General features: G+C 64.5%; 5 protein-coding genes and 1 pseudogene. 2 read left to right on the forward strand and 4 right to left on the reverse strand.

The features are described from left to right. Positions 1-82: 82 nt before the first annotated feature. On the reverse strand, positions 83-247 hold the full coding sequence (locus GYA95_RS27685) for a hypothetical protein (protein ID WP_170304001.1): 165 nt from the start codon (positions 245-247) through the stop codon (positions 83-85). A 388-nt stretch (positions 248-635) separates the two neighbouring features. On the opposite strand from GYA95_RS27685, the gene pvdO reads away from it, so the two are divergent. Continuing rightward, positions 636-1,496, forward strand: coding sequence for a dihydropyoverdine dehydrogenase (pvdO, locus tag GYA95_RS16265; protein WP_015271324.1), 861 nt, complete (start codon positions 636-638; stop codon positions 1,494-1,496). 126 nt (positions 1,497-1,622) lie between these two features. Next, positions 1,623-4,085 (forward strand): TonB-dependent siderophore receptor, encoded by a 2,463-nt coding sequence (locus tag GYA95_RS16270; RefSeq protein ID WP_015271325.1) that lies wholly within the window; start codon positions 1,623-1,625, stop codon positions 4,083-4,085. Positions 4,086-4,242: 157 nt separating this feature from the next. Here the strand turns inward: GYA95_RS16270 and GYA95_RS16275 are convergent, their stop codons facing one another. The 3 genes and pseudogenes from GYA95_RS16275 to GYA95_RS28490 form a co-directional block, all read right to left on the reverse strand. Beyond that, positions 4,243-12,846, reverse strand: a complete 8,604-nt coding sequence (locus GYA95_RS16275; protein ID WP_015271326.1) for a non-ribosomal peptide synthetase — start codon at positions 12,844-12,846, stop codon at positions 4,243-4,245. A 22-nt stretch (positions 12,847-12,868) separates the two neighbouring features. Beyond that, positions 12,869-19,318: an amino acid adenylation domain-containing protein gene (locus tag GYA95_RS16280; RefSeq protein WP_457852357.1), complete on the reverse strand. Its 6,450-nt coding sequence runs from the start codon at positions 19,316-19,318 to the stop codon at positions 12,869-12,871. A 51-nt stretch (positions 19,319-19,369) separates the two neighbouring features. Continuing rightward, positions 19,370-21,139, reverse strand: a pseudogene (locus GYA95_RS28490) (amino acid adenylation domain-containing protein); the annotation flags it as partial. Positions 21,140-21,152: the final 13 nt, after the last annotated feature.

Genomic DNA, 21,152 nt, shown 5'->3' on the forward strand with positions numbered 1-21,152 from the left:
CGGACGGCGTGCGCTTCAGCGTGGGAAGTCGCCGACCGTGTTCAGTAGGTTGCGTGTGCGAAGGGATGCGGCCAGAAGCCGATCAGCCCAGCACGACCACGCAAGGAGGCGGAGCTACGCCGCCTACAACGCCACTGACAGGTGGTGGTGGATAGTGACTGATCATCGCCGGCTGCTGGCAGCCACGCACGACCATGCCCGCGACTGGCGCGATGGCAAAGCTTGTGGTGGATGGGCTGGCTGGCATGAACAGGTCTTCGGGAAAAGAACAGTGGGCTGGACTATAGCCCGGTGTTTCCTGGCTGGCAACTACCCCGCCGGCCACAATCCCGTGTAGGAGCGGCCTTGTGTCGCGAGGGGGCGCGAAGCGGCCCCAGTTCTTTGCATCCACGCCGATATTGCCGGGGCCGCTTTGCGGCCCATCGCCGGCAAGCCGGGCTCCCACAAGTACGGCGCAGAACTCAAGATTTTCGCAGTCCTTGTGGGAGCCTGGCTTGCCGGCGATGGGCTGCGCAGCAGCCCCAGTGACGTTAACTGGCTGGTAAGGGGGCGCGTGTGTATTGGTTAATTTCTCACCACCCCGATTCGTCTGAATGCGAAACGCAGCCCGCATTCACCCGTTTCGAGGACCACCGATGAACGTATCCGCCTGGCTCTACCGGCCAGCCCAGATCACCTGCCTGCTGCTGGTCAGCGCCTACGCCCACGCCGCCAAGCCCGGCGACGTGTTCAAAGACTGCAAGGACTGCCCCGAAATGGTCGTGCTGCCCGCCGGCAGCTACGTGATGGGGGCCCCTGACGACGAAGTCGGCCGCCAGCCCGACGAGGGCCCGCTGCACACCGTGACCTTCGCCAAGCCCTTCGCGATGAGCCGCTATCAGGTCACCGCCGGCGAACTGGACGCCTATATCAAGGCCACCGGCACCGTCATCAAGAGCGGCGACGACCGCCCCGACCGCTGGTGCGAAGCCAGCAAGCCCAGCTACAAGCAAGGTCCCCGCCAGCCGGCGGTATGCATCGACTACGACGAAGTACAGGCCTACACCCGATGGCTGGCTGAAACCACCGGCAAGCCATACCGCATGGTCAGCGAAGCCGAACGCGAATATGCCGCCCGTGCCGGTTCCAGCGGCCCGTTCCCCTTCCCCTTCGACGAACCGGGCAAATACGAGATCAGCAAACACGCCAATACCTATGGACCCAAGGACGGTTACACCTTCACCGCCCCGGTGGGCAGCTACCCGCCCAATGCCTTCGGCCTGTACGACATGCACGGCAACGTCTACGAATGGGTCGCCGACTGCTACCACGACAGCTACGAAGGCGCCCCCACCGACGGCAGTGCCTGGATCCAGGACCCCAAGTGCATCCGCGCGCACATGCGCGGCAACGACTGGGGCGAGCCCCCGATCTTCTCCCGCTCGGCCAACCGCAACGACCGCCTCAAGACCACCCGCGGTGACTTCCTCGGCTTTCGCGTAGCACGCGAACTGTGAAGTTGTGACGCGGTTAACGCAGCATCGCCCAAAAAAATCGCCAATAAGAATCGTTCCGGTTTTTCACAGGTGCTGCGTCATATAGCTGACATAGAAAAAAACCCTCTGCCAACGAGACCGCAATAGATGTCCAAGTCCCTCCCCGGCCCGCTCAACCCGCTTGCCAAAGCATTACTGATCCGTCATTCCCTTCGTCCCCAGCGCGCGCTCACACGCATCAGCCTGGGCCTGGCGATATCCGCTGCGATGGTTGCCCAGGTGCAGGCGCAGGAGTGGACACTGGATATTCCCGCGCAGTCGATGAACTCGGCGTTGCAGGCACTGGCCAGGCAGACCGATACCCAGTTGCTGTACAGCCCGGAGGACATCAGTGGGCTGCGCTCCACGGCCCTCAAGGGCCGGCATGACCTGCAGTCTTCGTTGCGGACATTGCTGCAAGGCACCGGGCTGCGTTACCAGATCGATGGCAACACCGTGACGGTGACGGCCAGTTCGGGCGCACAGGCCGGCCAGGTCGAGCTTTCGGCGACCAACGTCAATAGCGTGGGCCTTGGTGCCACTACCGAAGGCACGGGCTCCTACACCACCGGTGTGACCAACACCGCCACCAAGATGAACCTGTCGATCCGTGAAACGCCCCAGTCGATCAGCGTGATCACCCGCCAGCGCATGGACGACCAGCAGCTCAACAGCGTGACCCAGGTGCTCAACCAGACCCCCGGCATCACCATGTCCCAGGACGGTGGCCTGCGCTACAACATCTATTCCCGCGGCAGTGCCATCAACACCTACCAGCTTGACGGCGTGACCACCACCCAGGAAAACCAGACCCGCAACATGCCCAGCACGTTGCTGGACATGACCCTTTACGACCGCGTCGAAATCGTCCGCGGCGCCACCGGCCTGATGACCGGCGCGGGTGAACCCGGCGGCGTGGTCAACCTCATTCGCAAACGCCCGACCCGCGAATTCCAGTCGCATATCCAGGGCACTGTCGGCTCCTGGGACTCCTACCGCAGCGAAGTCGATGTTTCCGGCCCCTTGACCGAGGGTGGCAACCTGCGCGGGCGCATGGTGGCGGCCAAGCAGAAAAGCGGCAGCTTTCGCGACTGGTACAAGGAAGACAAAGACATCCTCTACGGCGTTCTCGAAGCGGACCTGAACGACGACACCTTGGTACGTTTCGGCGTCGACTACCAGAAGTTCAAAGCCACCGGTTCACCGGGTGTACCGCTGTTGTTCACCAACGGCAAGCAGACCAACTTTTCCCGCTCTACCAGTTCCGGCGCCCGCTGGATGTACGACGAGCTGGAAACCACCAACTATTTCATGGCCGCCGAGCATACCTTCGCCAATGACTGGCAAATCAAGCTGGCCGCGAACTACATGGATTCCAATCGCGATAACTACAACGGCTCTTATCAGACCTCTTCGGGCCGAGCGTGGATCAATGAAGAAACCGGCGCTGCGCGAATGCTGCGTTACAACGCTGAAGCCGACCAGACCCAGCGTGGCCTGGACCTGACACTGCAAGGGCCTTTTTCCCTGTTCGGGCGTACTCACGAGTTCATCACCGGCTTCAACTACCAGGATTACAAGAACGATCACACCGGTTATGACGTCGGCACCACAACCGTCAACTTCTATGACTGGGACAACTACCTGCCTCGGCCAACCGAGACTGGCGCACTTGGGGAAATTCTCAACATCAAGAGCAGCCAGCGCGGCACCTACGCGGCATTCAAGTTCAACCTGATGGATGACCTGAACGTAATCGTAGGCGCGCGCACCTCCGACTATGACTACGACTATTACTACTGGCCTACCTCATTCGGATCGCCGGACGTCAAGATGCACGAGCGGGGTGAAGTAACACCGTACGCGGGCATCATCTATGACCTGACCCCAGAGCAATCGGTGTATGCCAGCTATACCGATATCTTCAAGCCACAGTCCAACCTCGATCGTAACGGTTCGGTCATTGGCCCTGTCATAGGCAGCAACTACGAAGTGGGCTGGAAAGGGGCGTTCTACGACGGGCGTCTGAACGCCAGTACGGCACTGTTCCTGGTCAAGCGTGACAACCTGGCGGTGGAGGACAGCGGTGAGATCGTGCAAGGCACGCTCGACCAACAAGCCTACAAGGGCGCAAAGGGTACCGAGACCAAGGGTATCGACCTGGAGTTGTCGGGTGAGGTCTTGCCTGGTTGGCAAGTCATGACCAGTTACAGCCATGCCCGCACGGAAGACGCCGATGGCGTGCGCCAGCTGACGCAATATTCCATGGACACCTTCCGCTTCTGGAACACCTATCGCTTCCAGGGTGACTGGAACAGGCTGACCGTGGGTGGCGGGGTGTCCTGGAACTCCAGCATGTCGCTCTACTACAACAGCCTCAAAGCCCGAGCCACCCAGGATGACTACACGGTTGCCAGCCTGATGGCGCGCTATCAGGTCACCGACCATCTGGCCGCCACCTTGAACCTGAACAATATCTTCGACGAGAAGTACTACTCGGGTATCGGCGGCAGTGTTGGCCATTACGGTGACCCGCGTAATGCCACCATGAGCCTGCGCTACGACTTCTAGGCCGACAGCCACCTGTACCGTTGTAATCGAAGCGGCGTCATCCACACAGGATGACGCCGCTTTTTTTCGTCTCGGTGGCGACACTGCCGACATGAAAAAACCTGTGGGGCCCACGTTGAACGTGGGCCCCACAGGTCATTCAGCCGGCCCTGCCGGGTCAACCCATGACCGGCTCCGCCACCAGCCTGGCCGCGAGCCCCTCGATCACTTCCCGATGCTTGAGGATGTCATAGTGACCCGCTGCAACCGCGTGGTTCTCACCGCTCCCGTGAACCGCGAAGCGTTGGCCATGGTCACCTGCCCACCAGCACAAGGCAGCGGCGCGGGTTGCCGGCAATGCCGGCAACCGTTCCGACAACGCCTTGAGCCGCATCGCCACGGCAAAGGTGTGGGCCAGTTCAGCGCTTTCGACACTGGCGAAGGCCGACGCTACCTGCAGCCCCGAGCGTGCCTCTTCGATCAGCCGCTCAAGCAGCGGCACACCACTGCCCGCCGCAACCGCAGGCAGTACCAACTGCTCTTTTGCCAGCCCCAGCAGCACACTCAGGAAGCTGCCAAGGTCGGCACTCCAGTCCGCTGCCGGCGTCGCCGGCGCACCGGTTGGGATAAAACTGTCGACCAGGCCAAGCAACCATACTTGCTGGCCCTGGGCTTCCAGCTCCTGGGCCACCAGCACCGCCAGCGTGCCACCCAGCGACCAGCCGGCAAGCTGGTATGGCCCTTCGGGCTGCTTCTGGCGAATGTACTGGGCATAGTCGATCGCCATGGCCTGCAACGAATCATCCTGCCAGTTGCGATCGAGCAGCATGCGGCATTGCACGCCGTAGACGCTGCAATGCCCTTCCAGCCGGCGCGCCAGCGGCTCGTAGTCGAACACCGTGCCAAAGCCTGCATGCAGGCAGAACAGAGGCTTGGCCCCGGTTACCCGGCTGTTGAGCAGCAGCAGCGGATCAAGGGCGACGTCGCCATCGGTATAGCCGGAAAGCTCGCCAATGGTTGGCCTGGCAATGACATCGCGCAGTTTCAGCTCGATCGACAGGTCGGGCCGTGCTCGTACCTTCGACAGCATCTTCAGCACGCGCAGCGAATCGCCCCCCAACTCGAAGAAGTTGTCATCGACACCAACTTCATCCACCTCCAGCACTTCCCGCCAGATGGCCGCCAGCGCCTTCTCCGTGTCATCGCGCGGAGCCACCCGCACCGGGCGCCCGGCCAACTCCGGGGCCGGCAGCGCATTGCGATCGATCTTGCCATTGGGCGTGAGTGGAAACGCCGGCAGCAATACCCACTGGGTCGGCACCATGTAGTCCGGCAGGTCGGCACGCAAGGCGTCACGCAATGGCGTAGCGGAAGTCACCCCATTGCCGGTGACCAGATACGCCACCAATTGCTTGCCGGTAGCGCCCTCCCTGGCCACCACCACAGCATCCCGCACATCCGCCAGATTACGCAGCCGTGCTTCGACTTCCCCAGGTTCGATACGGAAACCGCGAACCTTCAACTGGTTGTCCAGGCGGCCGATGAAATCGATCACGCCATCCGCACGACGACGCACCCGGTCACCGGTGCGGTACAGCCGCCCGCCCTGGGCAAACGGGTCGGCGACAAAGCGCTCGGCGGTCAGGGACGGACGCTGGTGATACCCGCGCGCCACACCCTCGCCACCAATGTAGAGCTCCCCGGCCACGCCATCGGGCACCGGGTTCAGGCCCTGGTCCAGCACATGCAGCGTGCGCTGGCCAACCCGCTCACCGATCGGCGCATACACCGCCTGGCATGACTGCTGTGCCGATACTTTCCACAACAGGGGGGTCACGACCGTTTCGGTAGGCCCGTAGCCATTGGTCAGGAACTGCGGGCGCAAGGTCCGCTTGACCAGTTCGAACAGTGCATCGGGCACCGCGTCACCGCCAAAGCAATAGATGCGCACCGGCGGTGCGGCTTCCTGCCGGGTTTGCGCGAACTCGGCCAGTTGCTGCAGATACGCCGGTGGGAAGCAGGCAATGTCGATGCGCTCGGCATGCAGTACCTGCCAGGTTTGCTCGGCAGTCCACAGCTGGCTACCGCGCACCACCAGGCAGCCGCCTGACGACAAGGTCGACAGCCAACGCTCCTGGGCACCGTCGAAAGCGAACGACATGAACAACAGCTCGCGAGTGCTTTCATCCATTTCGTAAAGGCGGGCGATTGCCTGGCAGTGCATGCCGATCTGCCCGTGACTGACCGCCACGCCCTTGGGCTTGCCGGTGGAACCAGAGGTATAGATCAGGTACGCCAGGTTGGTGTCGTGCACCATCACCTGAGGGGCATCGGACGGCAAGCTGGCGATAGCCAGAAGGTCCAGCTCCACGCAGTGCTCCACCCCGGCAAAACGCTGGCGCAAGCCGCTGCTGGTCACCAGCAGGTGCATGGCCGAATCCTCGACAATCCACTGCAAGCGATCCTGCGGGTAGTCGATATCCAGCGGCACATAGGCGGCGCCGGTTTTCATCACCGCCAGGAATGCCACGATCACCTCCACCGAGCGTTCCAGGGCGATGCCGACCGTAACCTCCGGGCGCGCCCCCAAGGCAATCAGGTGGTGTGCCAGGCGGTTGGCACGCTCATCCAGTTGGGCATAGCTCAACTGTCGCTCGCCACAGGCCACCGCAATTGCCTCTGGCCGCGCCTGGGCATGCCTGGCAATCAGCTCGGCCAGCCTTGGCATGGCCTGCTCGCATGGCTGCAAGCCGTTGCGAGCCTGGGCCTGCTGCGCTTGCGCCGGGGTCAGCATGTCCAGGCTGCCCACGGTGGCGTGAGGGTTGTCGAGCATGCCCTCGAGCAGCCGTTCGAAACTGCCACGAATGCTGTCGGTGGCTTGCTCCGTGAAGCGGTTGCGCAAGTAGAGGAACTCGACAGAGAGCGTCTCGCCCAGATGCACCGCCAGGTCCATGGCGTAGTTGGTCACGTCGCGGTTGCTCACCTCACCGAACTGCAGCGAGCCACCACCACCTTCCTGCAGGCGCTCGTCCACCGGGTAGTTCTCGAACACCACGATGCTGTCGAACAACGCTTGCCCTGCCTGCCCTGCCCAGCGTTGCACATCGGCCAAGGCTGCATGTTCGTGGTCGCGCAGTTCCAGGTTGCAGGCCTGCAGTTGCTGCAGCCAGTCGACAATCCGCTGCTGCGGTTGGGGCGTCTGCACCACCGGCAAGGTGTTGATGAACAAACCCAGCATTTCGTCGGCACCGGGCAAGCCGGCTGGCCGGCCCGCCACGGTGGCGCCGAAGCACACCGTGGCTTGCCCGGTATAGCGCTGAAGCAGCAGCAGCCAGGTCGCTTGGATCAAGGTGTTTGGGGTGATGCGCAAGCGCTGGGCCTGCTCGCGCAGTTGCCGGGTACGCGAGGCATCCCAACGCAGGTACAGCGCGGCGTGCCCCTGCAGGTCTGCCGCGGGGCGAGCCGCCAGGCTGTCCGCCAGCCAGGTGGGGCTTTCCAGCTCTTGCAGCTTGCCGCGCCAGAACTGCTCCAGCGCCGCCTTGGGCTGCCCGGCAAGCCAGCGGATGTAATCGCCAAACCGCCCTGCCGGCGCTCGCGCAGGGTGGCCATGGTAAGTCTGCAACACCTCGCCAAGCAGCCGCGAGGTACTCCAGCCGTCCATCAGTATGTGATGACGGGTCCACAGCAGGTGCAAACGTTCGTCGTCCAGCCGCACCAGGGTCAGGCGCATCAACGGTGCGACACTCAGGTCCAGGCCTTGTGCGGCATCGGCCTCGGCCAGCGCCTGCAGCATCTGCGCACTTACCAGACGATCGCGCCAGTCATGCACGACCACCGGCAATTCGACCTTGCGGTAGACAAGCTGCAAAGGTTCGGCCAAGTGGGGCGCCGACCAGAAGGCACTGCGCAGGATATCGTGGCAGTCGATCACCTGCTGCCAGGCTGCCACGAACCGTTCGATTTCCAGGCCTTTGACTTCCACCGAAGTCTGGTTTATGTAAAGCGCGCCTTCAGGCCCCTGCAGCGAATGGAACAGCATGCCCTGCTGCATCGGCGACAGCGGGTAGATATCGGCAACCTGCCGTGCAACTGCCGGCAGCTCATCCAGCTGTTGTTGGCGCAGCGCGGCCAGTGGGAAGTCCGAAGGCGTAACACCACGGTTGCCCGGCTCGCAGCAATGAGCGATCAGCGCGCCAAGCTCTGCGGCATAGTCATCTGCCAACTTTTGCATGACCGCTGTGTCGTAGCGCTGCGCACTGAAGGTCCAGCCAAGTTTCAGCTCGCCGCCGTATACCTGGCCGTTCAGGGCGATCTGGCTATCGAGTGGCGCATCGGCTGGTTTGGCCGCACCGCCGTATTCGCGCGCGGGTGCGAACAAGCCCGACTGCTCGTCGAAGCTACCGTCGAACTGCCCGAGGTAGTTGAACACGATCTCGCCCTGAGGCAACGCAGCCAGGGCCTCACGCGCACCAGCCGGCCCCATGTACTTCAGCGCGCCATAGCCAAGGCCTTTGTTCGGCACAGCCCGCAGCTGCTCCTTGACCGCCTTGATCGATTCGGCGATCCCGCCCAGCGGGCTCAGCTTCACTGGGTACATGCTGGTGAACCAGCCCACCGTGCGGCTCAGGTCAATGTCATCGAACAGGTCTTCCCGCCCATGGCCTTCCAGCCTGACCAGCACCTCCGGCCGCTCGGTCCAGCGGGCGATCACCCGAGCCAGGGCTGTCAGCAACAGGTCATTGATCTGCGTGCGATAGGCCGCAGGGGCATCGTGCAACAACTGCCAGGTGGCTTCGCGGCCCAGCCTCGTACTGACCGACGCAGCGTGCTGCTGCTGGTTGCCGCCCAGCGCATTGGCGCACGGCAGGTGGTCGCTGGTGCCTTGCAACTGCGCTTGCCAGTAGGCAAGTTCCGCTTGCAGCGCCTCGCTCTGGGCATAGGCCTGCAGGTGCTGCGCCCAGGTCTTGTAGGCGCTGGTCTTGGCTGGCAATTGCAGCGGCTGTCGGTTGCCCAGGGCCTGATAGGCCTGTTGCAGGTCCTCCAGCAACAGGCGCCACGACACGCCATCTACCGCCAGGTGATGAATGACCAGCAGCAGACGCTGGCTGCCATCGGGCAGGCTGGCCAGCAGCGCACGGACCAGCAAGCCTTGCTGCAGGTTCAGGCTGCGTTGGGCCTGGTCAGCAAGTGCGGCCAACGCCTCCTCGTCCGCGCACGCATGCTCCCAGAGTATCCGCGCCTGCCGCTGTGGCTTGTACTCGGCTTGCCAGACCCCCTCCTGCTGCTCGAAGCCCAGGCGCAGTGCATCATGATGGGCGACCAGTGCCAGCAACGCATCGTGCAGGCGGTCCGCTTGCAGGGGTTCGCTGGGTGTCAGCAGAATCGACTGGTTCCAATGCCCACGCTCGCCAATGTCGGCCTCGAAGAACCATTGCTGAATCGGTGTCAGCGGTGTGCTGCCCGTGATCGGCCCTTGCTCGCCAATACCTTCGACAACACGCCGCGCCACCGTGGCCAGGCCTTGTACGGTCTGATGCTGGAACAGTTGCTTGGGGGTGAACTGCACGCCGGCCTGGCGGGCCTTGCCCACGACCTGCAGGGAAACGATGGAATCGCCACCCAGTTCAAAGAAGTTGTCGTCCAGGCCTACGCGCTCCAGTTTCAGCACATCGGCCCAGATCGCCGCGATCTGTTGTTCCAGTTCGCTCTGCGGGGCCACATATGCCGCTTGCAGCAGGCTGGCGTCCGGTTGCGGCAATGCACGGCGGTCCAGCTTGCCGTTGGCGGTCAACGGCAGCCTGGCCAGGAACAGCAGGTGGGCCGGCACCATGTAGTCCGGCAAGCTCGCCTTCAGCGCAGTGCGCAGCACATCCCGCTCGGCAGCCTGGGCCTCGGTGCTGGCCATCACGACCGCATCGGCAGGCACCACATAACCCACCAGCTGCTTGCCGCCCGGGCCGTCCTGGGCCAGGACCACGCCCTGGGCCACGCTGGCCTGCGCCTGCAGCCGCGCCTCGATCTCGCCCAGTTCGATGCGAAAACCTCGAATCTTCACCTGATGGTCGATCCGCCCCAGGTACTCCACCGTCCCCGCGCCGCCGTAGCGGGCCAGGTCGCCCGAGCGGTACAGGCGGCCACCCTGGCTGTCGAACGGGTTGGGCACGAAGCGCTCGGCGGTCAGCCCCGGGCGCCCGTGATACCCCCGTGCCAGGCCGGCCTGGCCGATCACCAGTTCGCCGTGGCTGCCCGGGGCCACCGGGTTCAGTGCGGCATCCAGCAGGTACCACGACAGGTCCGGGATCACCTCGCCGATCGGGCTGCTCGCGCCCTTGGCCAAATCGGCCTGGGTGATCGGCCGGTAGGTCACATGCACCGTGGTTTCGGTGATGCCGTACATGTTGATCAGCCGTGGCTGCCGGTCGCCGAACACCTCGAACCAGGGCTCGAGGCTGCCCACGTCCAGCGCTTCGCCGCCGAACACCACATGCCGCAGGGCCAGGCCCTGCCCCTGCCCCTGCCGCGCTGCCGCGCAGGCAACCGGGATCAATTGGCGGAACGCCGACGGCGTCTGGTTCAGCACCGTCACCTGCTCACGCTGCAGCAGCGCATGGAAGTCCTCGGTGGAGCGCGCCACGTCCTTGGCCACCATCACCGCCCGGCCGCCATACAACAGCGCGCCGAACAGCTCCCATACCGAGAAGTCGAAGGCGTAGGAGTGGAACACCGTCCACACGTCACTGGCATCGAAACGGAACCAGTCCTGGGTCGTCGCGAACAACCGGACCACGTTCTGGTGCGGCAGCAGCGTACCCTTGGGCTTGCCGGTGGAGCCGGAGGTGTAGATCACGTAGGCCAGGTTCTGCGGGGCTACTTCGATATTCGGGTTGGCATCGCTGTAGCCGGTCAGGTCTTCGACATCCAGATCCAGGCTGTGCAGGCCAACCGGGATCGGCAGGGCTTTGCGCAGGTGCGACTGGGTCAGCAGCAAGGCGATGCCACTGTCGGCAAACATGTAGCTGAGGCGGTCTTCCGGGTACTCCGGGTCCAGCGGCACATAGGCACCACCGGCCTTGAGAATGCCCAGCAGTCCGACCACCATGTCCAGGCTGCGCTCCATGGCGATGCCTACCAGCACATCAGGGCCAACGCCGCGCTCGATCAGCTTGTGCGCCAGCTGGTTGGCCCGGCGGTTCAGTTCGCCATAGCTCAGGGTCTGCTCGCCGAAGGTGACTGCCGGGGCTTCGGGGGCGGCGACCACTTGGGCCTCGATCAGCTCATGAATGGTTCGCTCATCCGGGAAGGCGACGGTGTTGCGGTTCCAGTCACGCAGCACGGCCTGCTGCTCGTCCTCGCCCAGCAATGGCAGCTCACTGATGCGTTGCCCGGGCTGGCGCACGATAGCTTCCAGCAGGTTGAGCCAATGCCGCGCCATGCGCTCGATGGTGCTGGCGTCGAACAGGTCGGTGGCGTACGTCAACGAAGCCCCGATGCCCTTTTCATGCTCGGAGGTGTCCAAAGCCAGGTCGAACTTGGCGGTGTGGTTGTCCCAGGCCAACTCCTCCATCTCCAGCCCCGCTATACGTCGGGGCTCGCCCTTGGCCTGGGTCTGATGGTTGTACAACACCTGGAACAGCGGATTGTGGCTCAGGTTGCGCTCCGGTTGCAGCGCATCGACCAGCTGTTCGAACGGCAGGTCCTGATGGGCCTGGGCGCCCAGGGCACGTTGCCTGACCTGTTGCAGCAGCTCGCTGAACGTCAGCTGCACATCGAACTCGGCCCGCAGCACCTGGGTGTTGACGAAGAAGCCGATCAGGCGCTCGGTCTCGACCCGGTTGCGGTTGGCAATCGGTACCCCAACGCGGATATCAGCCTGGCCCGAGTAGCGATGCAGCAGGGTCTGGAAGCTGGCCAGCAGCAGCATGAACGGCGTCACGCCCTGCTGCTGGGCAACCCTTTTCAGGTTGTTGGCCAGCCCATCGCCCAGCACGATCGGCAACCGTGCCCCTCTGTGGCTCGGCATGGCCGGGCGCGGATGGTCCAGCGGCAGCTCCAGCACCGGTTGCTCATCACCCAATTGTTCGGTCCAGTAGGCCAGCTGCCGCGCCTGCTCGCCGGCTTCCATCCAGCTACGCTGCCAAATGGCATAGTCGGCATACTGGATCGGCAGGGCCGGCAGTTGCGTTACCTGGCCCTGGCTGAAACCTTGATAGAACTGCACCAGCTCATTGACCATCACTGGCATCGACCAGCCGTCGGCGACGATATGGTGCAGGGTCAGCACCAGCACGTGCTGGTCCGCCGCCAGGCGCAGCAACCGGGCCCGCAGCAGCGGCCCCTGCTCCAGGTCGAACGGTTGCCCTGCCTCGGTCTCGACCCAGGCCCGCACAGCGGCCTCGTCGGCGTTTGCCTGCTCTTCGATGACCAGCTCGAACGGCAGCTGGCCATGAATGACCTGCACCGCCTGCTCACCGTCGCGACGGAACGTGGTACGCAGCGTTTCATGTCGCTCGATCAAGGCCGCGAAGGCCAGTTGCAGAGCTGTGGTATCCAGATTCCCCTTGAATTTCAAGGCAGCCGGGATGTTGTAGGTGGCACTGGCAGGCTCCCATTGCCACAGGAACCACTGCCGTTGCTGGGCGTATGAAAGCGCCGGCAACGGATGCTCACCGCGCACCTCGGGGATCGGCAACTGGGCCAGGCTCATGCCCTTCGCCGCCAGTTTCTCGAGGAAGAGTTTGCGCTGTGGCAGCGGCAGGCCGATGAAGCGCTGCACCAGGGCCATGTTTCTGTTATCCGTTTGCATTTCAGACTGCCTCAAGCTCGCTCATGAAGTCCTGGAGTTCATCCAGGTCTGCATCGCTATGGGTATTCAAGCTATTGATCATTGCTGCGTAGTCCTGCAGCGTTTGCGCCTGGAACAACAACGCCAGGGGCAGGCTCGTGCCAAGCTCGACCTGTAGCCGTGCCATGACCTGGGTAGCCAGCAAGGAGTGCCCACCCAGTTCGAAGAAGTTGTCGCCCAGGCCTACCCGCTCCAGTTTCAGCACATCGGCCCAGATCGCCGCGATCCGTTGTTCCAGTTCGCTTTGTGGCGCGTGGTACGCGCGCTGCAACTGGCTGGCATCCGGTTGCGGCAGCGCACGGCGGTCCAGCTTGCCGTTGGCGGTCAACGGCAGTTTGGCCAGGAACAGCAGGTGAGCCGGCACCATGTAGTCCGGCAGGTTCGCCTTCAGCGCAGTGCGCAGCGCCTCGCGCTCGGCAGCCTGGGCCTCGGTGCTGGCCATCACGGCCTCATCGGCAGGCACCACATAACCCACCAGCTGCTTGCCGCCCGGGCCGTCCTGGGCCAGTACCACGCCCTGGGCCACGCTGGCTTGCGCCTGCAGCCGCGCCTCGATTTCGCCCAGTTCGATGCGAAAACCTCGAATCTTCACCTGATGGTCGATCCGCCCCAGATACTCCACCACCCCCGCGCCGCCGTAGCGGGCCAGGTCGCCCGAGCGGTACAGGCGGCCACCCTGGCTGTCGAACGGGTTCGGCACGAAGCGCTCGGCAGTCAGTCCCGGGCGCCCGTGATAACCCCGCGCCAGGCCGGCCTGGCCGATCACCAGTTCGCCATGGCTGCCCGGGGCCACCGGGTTCAGCGCGGCATCCAGCAGGTACCACGACAAGTCCGGGATCACCTCGCCGATCGGGCTGCTCGCGCCCTTGGCCAAATCGGCCTGGGTGATCGGCCGGTAGGTCACATGCACCGTGGTTTCGGTGATGCCGTACATGTTGATCAGCCGTGGCTGCTGGTCACCAAACGCTTCGAACCAGGGGGCGAGGCTGCTCACGTCCAGCGCTTCACCGCCGAACACCACGTGCCGCAAGGCCAGGCCCTGCCCCTGCCGCGCTGACGCGCAGGCCACCGGGATCAACTGGCGGAACGCCGACGGCGTCTGGTTCAGCACCGTCACCTGCTCGCGCTGCAGCAGCGCATGGAAGTCCTCGGTGGAGCGCGCCACGTCCTTGGCCACCATCACCGCCCGGCCGCCATACAACAGCGCGCCGAACAGCTCCCATACCGAGAAGTCGAAGGCGTAGGAGTGGAACACCGTCCACACGTCACTGGCATCGAAGCGGAACCACGCCTGCGTCGCCGCGAACAGGCGGACCACGTTCTGGTGCGGCAGCAGCGTGCCCTTGGGCTTGCCGGTGGAGCCGGAGGTGTAGATCACGTAGGCCAGGTTCTGCGGGGCTACCGTAACCCCGGGGTTGGCGCCGCTGTAGCTGGCCAGAGCTAGCTCATCCAGCTCCAGGCACTCGATGGCGACTGGAATTGGCAGCACCTCACGCAGGTGTGCCTGGGTCAGTAATAAAGTGATGCCGCTGTCGGCGAACATGTAGCTGAGGCGATCTTCCGGGTATTCCGGGTCCAGCGGCACATAGGCACCGCCGGCCTTGAGAATGCCCAGCAGGCCGACCACCATTTCCAGGCTGCGCTCCATGGCGATGCCCACCAGCACATCCGGGCCAACGCCACGCTCGATCAGCTTGTGCGCCAGCCGGTTGGCCCGGCGGTTCAGTTCGCCGTAGCTCAGGGTCTGCTCGCCGAAGGTGACTGCCGGGGCTTCGGGGGCGGCGACCACCTTGGCCTCGATCAGCTCATGAATGGTTCGCTCATCCGGGAAGGCGACGGTGTTGCGGTTCCAGTCACGCAGCACAGCCTGCTGCTCGTCCTCGCCCAGCAACGGCAGCTCGCTGATGCGCTGGCCCGGTTGGTGCACAATGGCTTCGAGCAGGTTGACCCAGTGCCGCGCCATGCGCTCGATGGTGCTGGCATCGAACAGGTCGGTGGCATAGATCAGTGCCGCACCGATCCCCTGCCCGTCTTCGTAGGTATCCAGGCTCAGGTCGAACTTGGCGGTGTGAGTGCTCCAGTCCAGGCCGGACATTTCCAGGCCCGGCAAGCGGTGCTGGCTGCCCTTGAGCTCGGTCTGGTGGTTGTACAGCACCTGGAACAACGGGTTGTGCCCAAGGTTGCGCTCAGGCTGCAAGGCTTCGACCAGTTGCTCGAATGGCAGGTCCTGGTGGGCCTGCGCGCCCAGAACACGTTGCTTGACCTGTTGCAGCAGCTCGCCGAACGTCAGCTGCATATCGAACTCGGCACGCAGCACCTGGGTGTTGACGAAGAAGCCGATCAGGCGCTCGGTCTCGACCCGGTTGCGGTTGGCCGTGGGCACACCAACACGGATGTCGGCCTGGCCCGAGTAGCGATGCAGCAAGGTCTGGAAGCTGGCCAGCAACAGCATGAACGGCGTCACGTTCTGCTGCTGGGCAACGCGCTTGAGGTTGGCCGCCAGCTCATTGCCCAACTCAATCGGCCAACGCGCGCCTTGATGGCTCGGTACAGCCGGGCGCGGATGATCCAACGGCAGCTCCAGCACCGGTTGCTCATCACCCAATTGTTCGGTCCAGTAGGCCAGCTGCCGCGCCTGCTCGCCGGCCTCCATCCAGTTGCGCTGCCAAACGGCAAAGTCCGCGTACTGAATCGGCAGGACCGGCAGCGTCGGCGCCTGGCCTTGGCTGTAGCCCGCATACAGTTGCACCAGCTCTTCGACCAGCACCGGCATCGACCAGCCATCGGCGACGATATGGTGCAGGGTCAGCACCAGCACGTGCTGGTCCGCCGCCAGGCCCAGCAGCCTGGCCCGCAGCAGCGGCCCCTGCTCCAGGTCGAACGGTTTCCCTGCTTCGGCTTCGACCCAGGCCCGCACAGCGGCCTCGTCGGCGTGCGCCTGCTCCTCGATGGCCAGCTCGAACGGCACTTGATCATGAATGACCTGCACTGCCTGCTCGCCATCCAGGCGGAAGGTGGTACGCAGGGTTTCGTGACGCTCGATCAAGGCGCCGAAAGCCTGTTGCAGGGCGGCGACATCCAGCGCCCCGGCCAGCTTCAGTGCGGCCGGAATGTTGTAGGTGGCGGTGTGCGGTGCCCATTGCCACAGGAACCACTGCCGTTGCTGGGCGTAGGAAAGCGCCAGCGGCTGCTTCCGGGAAACCCGTGCAATGACGGCAGAGCAAGCCTGCTCACCTTGCGCTGCAAGCCTGGCGAAGTCGGCCAGGCTCGACGTTTCGAACAGCGCACGCAACTGCAGCTCCACGCCCAGGCTCTGACGTACCCGGGAGATCACCTGGACGGCAAGCAAGGAATGCCCACCCAGTTCAAAGAAGTTGTCGCCCAGGCCCACCCGCTCAAGCTTCAGCACATCGGCCCAGATTGCCGCGATCTGTTGTTCCAGTTCACTCTGCGGGGCCACGTATGCCGCTTGCAGCAGACTGGCGTCCGGTTGCGGCAATGCACGGCGGTCCAGCTTGCCGTTGGCGGTCAACGGCAGCCTGGCCAGGAACAGCAGGTGGGCCGGCACCATGTAGTCCGGCAGGCTCGCCTTCAACGCAGTGCGCAGCGCATCCCGCTCGGCAGCCTGGGCCTCGGTGCTGGCCATCACAGCCGCATCGGCAGGCACCACATAACCCACCAGCTGCTTGCCGCCCGGGCCGTCCTGGGCCAGCACCACGCCCTGGGCCACGCTGGCTTGCGCCTGCAACCGCGCCTCGATCTCGCCCAGTTCGATGCGAAAACCTCGAATCTTCACCTGATGGTCGATCCGCCCCAGGTACTCCACCACCCCCGCGCCGCCGTAGCGGGCCAGGTCGCCCGAGCGGTACAGGCGACCACCCTGGCTGTCGAACGGGTTCGGCACGAAGCGCTCGGCAGTCAGTCCCGGGCGCCCGTGATAACCCCGCGCCAGGCCGGCCTGGCCGATCACCAGTTCGCCATGGCTGCCCGGGGCCACCGGGTTCAGCGCGGCATCCAGCAGGTACCACGACAAGTCCGGGATCACCTCGCCGATCGGGCTGCTCGCGCCCTTGGCCAAATCGGCCTGGGTGATCGGCCGGTAGGTCACATGCACCGTGGTTTCGGTGATGCCGTACATGTTGATCAGCCGTGGCTGCCGGTCGCCGAACACCTCGAACCAGGGCTCGAGGCTGCCCACGTCCAGCGCTTCGCCGCCGAACACCACATGCCGCAGGGCCAGGCCCTGCCCCTGCCCCTGCCGCGCTGCCGCGCAGGCAACCGGGATCAATTGGCGGAACGCCGACGGCGTCTGGTTCAGCACCGTCACCTGCTCGCGCTGCAGCAGTGCATGGAAGTCCTCGGTGGAACGCGCCACGTCCTTGGCCACCATCACCGCCCGGCCGCCATACAACAGCGCGCCGAACAGCTCCCACACCGAGAAGTCGAAGGCGTAGGAGTGGAACACCGTCCACACGTCACTGGCATCGAAGCGGAACCAGTCCTGGGTCGCCGCGAACAACCGGACCACGTTCTGGTGCGGCAGCAGCGTGCCCTTGGGCTTGCCGGTGGAGCCGGAGGTGTAGATCACGTAGGCCAGGTTCTGCGGGGCTACGTCGATATTCGGATTGGCATCGCTGTAGCCGGTCAGGTCTTCGACATCCAGATCCAGGCTGTGCAGGCCAAGCGGGATCGGCAGGGCTTCACGCAGGTGCGACTGGGTCAGTAATAAAGTGATGCCGCTGTCGGCGAACATGTAGCTGAGGCGATCTTCCGGGTATTCCGGGTCCAGCGGCACATAGGCACCACCGGCCTTGAGAATGCCCAGCAGGCCGACCACCATGTCCAGGCTGCGCTCCATGGCGATGCCCACCAGCACATCCGGGCCAACGCCGCGCTCGATCAGCTTGTGCGCCAGCTGGTTGGCCCGGCGGTTCAGTTCGTCGTAGCTCAGGGTCTGCTCGCCGAAGGTAACTGCCGGGGCGTCGGGGGCGGTGGCCACCTGGGCCTCGATGAGCTCATGGATGCTGCGTTCATCCGGGAAGGCGGCGGTGTTGCGGGTCCAGTCACGCAGCACGGCCTGCTGCTCGTCCTCGCCCAGCAACGGCAGCTCGCTGATGCGCTGGCCCGGTTGGCGCACGATAGCTTCCAGCAGGTTGAGCCAATGCCGCGCCATGCGCTCGATGGTGCTGGCGTCGAACAGGTCGGTGGCGTACGTCAACGAAGCCCCGATGCCCTTTTCGTGCTCGAATGTGTCCAGAGACAGGTCGAACTTGGCTGTATTCGTGCTCCACTCCAAGCCGGACATTTCCAGGCCCGGCAAGCGGTGCTGGCTGCCCTTGAGCTCGGTCTGGTGGTTGTACAGCACCTGGAACAACGGGTTGTGCCCAAGGTTGCGCTCAGGCTGCAAGGCTTCGACCAGTTGCTCGAATGGCAGGTCCTGGTGGGCCTGCGCGCCCAACGTGCGCTGGCGTACCTGTTGCAGCAGCTCGCTGAACGTCAGTTGCACATCGAACTCGGCCCGCAGTACCTGGGTGTTGACGAAGAAGCCGATCAGGCGCTCGGTCTCGACCCGGTTGCGGTTGGCCGTGGGCACACCAACACGGATGTCGGCCTGGCCCGAGTAGCGATGCAGCAGGGTCTGGAAGCTGGCCAGCAGCAGCATGAACGGCGTCACGCCCTGCTGCTGGGCAACGCGCTTGAGGTTGGCCGCCAGCTCATCGCCCAACTCAATCGGCCAACGCGCGCCTTGGTGGCTCGGTACAGCCGGGCGCGGATGGTCCAACGGCAACTCCAGCACCGGTTGCTCATCACCCAATTGTTCGGTCCAGTAGGCCAGCTGCCGCGCCTGCTCGCCGGCCTCCATCCAGTTGCGCTGCCAAACGGCAAAGTCCGCGTACTGAATCGGCAGGACCGGCAGCGTCGGCACCTGGCCTTGGCTGTAGCCCGCATACAGTTGCACCAGCTCTTCGACCAGCACCGGCATCGACCAGCCGTCAGCGACGATATGGTGCAGGGTCAGCACCAATACATGCTGGTCCGCCGCCAGGCCCAGCAGCCTGGCCCGCAGCAGCGGCCCCTGCTCGAGGTCGAACGGTTTCCCTGCTTCGGCTTCGACCCAGGCCCGCACAGCGGCCTCGTCGGCGTGCGCCTGCTCCTCGATGGCCAGCTCGAACGGCACTTGATCATGAATGACCTGCACTGCGTGCTCGCCATCCAGGCGGAAGGTGGTACGCAGGGTTTCGTGACGCTCGATCAAGGCGCCGAAAGCCTGTTGCAGGGCGGCGACATCCAGTGCCCCGGCCAGCTTCAGTGCGGCCGGAATGTTGTAGGTGGCGCTGTGCGGTGCCCATTGCCACAAGAACCACTGCCGTTGCTGGGCGTAGGAAAGCGCTAGTGGCTGAGCCCTGCTCACGCATTCGATGACAGCAGCCTGTGCCCGTTCACCGTGCTCGACACGTTTGGCAAAGTCCCTCAACACCGGAGCCTCGAACAGGGTAAGCAACTGCACGTCCAGCCCCAGGTGCTGACGAATGCGGGCAATCACCGAAACTGCCAGCAGAGAGTGCCCTCCCTGCATGAAGAAATGGTCGTCGAGGCCAACCCTCTCCAGCTTCAGCACATCGGCCCAGATCGCCGCGATCTGCTGCTCCAGCGCGCTCTGCGGGGCGATGTATTCACCCTGAGACTGGCTGGCATCCGCCTGCGGCAGGGCCTTGCGGTCCAGCTTGCCGTTCGGCGTCACCGGCAGCTTGCCGAGCAGCAGCAGGTGCGCCGGCACCATGTAGTCCGGCAGGCCGGCCTTCAGCGCCTCGCGCAGGCTGTCGCGCAACGCGCCTTCGTCTTGCGTGCTGTCGGCAGGCACCACATAGCCCACCAGCTGCTTGCCGCTTGGCCCGTCCTGGGCCAGCACCACGGCTTCCTGCACACTCGGCAGCTCCAATAGACGCGCCTCGATCTCGCCCAGTTCGATGCGCAGGCCGCGGATCTTCACCTGATGGTCGATGCGCCCGGCGTAGTCGATCACCCCATCGGCGCGGTAGCGTGCCAGGTCGCCGGTGCGGTACAGGCGACCGCCGTTGTCGCTGAACGGGTCCGGCACGAAGCGTTCGGCGGTCAGCGCCGGGCGTTGGTGGTAACCACGGGCCAGGCCGACACCACCGAGGTACAGCTCGCCGGCACTGCCGCGCACCGCCGGTTGCAGGCTGCCTTCGAGGATATGGGTCTTGAGGTTGTCGATCGGCTGGCCGATCGGCACGCTGATGCTTTCGTCCGGCTGGCAGGTCCAGTGGGTCACGTCGATCGCCGCCTCGGTCGGGCCGTACAGGTTGTACAGGCCCGCCGCCGGCAGGCGTTGCAGGGTTTGGCGGGCCAACTCGGCCGGCAACGCTTCACCGCTGCACACCACGCGCTTGAGGCTGACGCAGCTTTCGACCGCTTCGTGGGTCATGAACGCCTGCAGCATCGACGGCACGAAGTGCAGCGTGCTGATGCCGTGGTGGTTGATGGTTTCGACCAACAACTGCGGGTCGCGGTGCGCGCCGGGCTGGGCCATGACCAGGCGCGCGCCGGTCATCAGCGGCCAGAAGAACTCCCACACCGACACGTCGAAGCTGAACGGGGTTTTCTGCAGCACGCTGTCGCTGGCGTCCAGGCCGTAGGCCTTCTGCATCCAGCACAGGCGGTTGACCAGCGCCTGATGGCTGTTGCCAGCACCTTTCGGGCGACCGGTAGAGCCGGAGGTGTAGATCACGTAGGCGAGGTTCAACGGGGCCACGTCGATGTTCGGGTTGGCATCGCTGTAGCCGTCGAAGTTCTCGGTATCCAGGTCCAGGCTGCGCAGGCCGGCCGGGATCGGCAGGGCTTCATGCAGGTGCGACTGGGTCAGCAGCAAAGCGATGCCGCTGTCCTCGAACATGTAGCTCAGGCGATCCTGGGGGTATTCCGGGTCCAGCGGCACATAGGCGCCGCCGGCCTTCACGATGCCGAGCAAACCGATGACCATCTCCAGGCTGCGCTCCATGGCGATGCCCACCAGCACATCCGGCCCCACGCCCTGCTCGCGCAGCTTGTGCGCCAGCTGGTTGCTACGGCGGTTGAGCTCGGCATAGCTCAGGGTCTGCTCGCCAAAGGCCAGCGCCGGGGCGTCCGGGGTGGCGAGGACCTGGGCTTCGATGAGCTGATGGATGCTTTGCCCTGCCGGGTAGTCCGCTTCGGTGGCGTTCCAGCCGCGCATGATGATGTGCCGT

The sequence above is a fragment of the Pseudomonas asiatica genome (genome assembly GCF_009932335.1).
Taxonomy (GTDB): domain Bacteria; phylum Pseudomonadota; class Gammaproteobacteria; order Pseudomonadales; family Pseudomonadaceae; genus Aquipseudomonas; species Aquipseudomonas asiatica.

Bases quoted from the DNA above. Each gene is read 5' to 3' on its own strand.
- GYA95_RS27685 (WP_170304001.1), bottom strand. From the start codon at position 247: ATGCCAGCCAGCCCATCCACCACAAGCTTTGCCATCGCGCCAGTCGCG.
- pvdO (WP_015271324.1), top strand. From the start codon at position 636: ATGAACGTATCCGCCTGGCTCTACCGGCCAGCCCAGATCACCTGCCTG.
- GYA95_RS16270 (WP_015271325.1), top strand. From the start codon at position 1,623: ATGTCCAAGTCCCTCCCCGGCCCGCTCAACCCGCTTGCCAAAGCATTA.
- GYA95_RS16275 (WP_015271326.1), bottom strand. From the start codon at position 12,846: ATGGCCCTGGTGCAGCGCTTCATCGGCCTGCCGCTGCCACAGCGCAAA.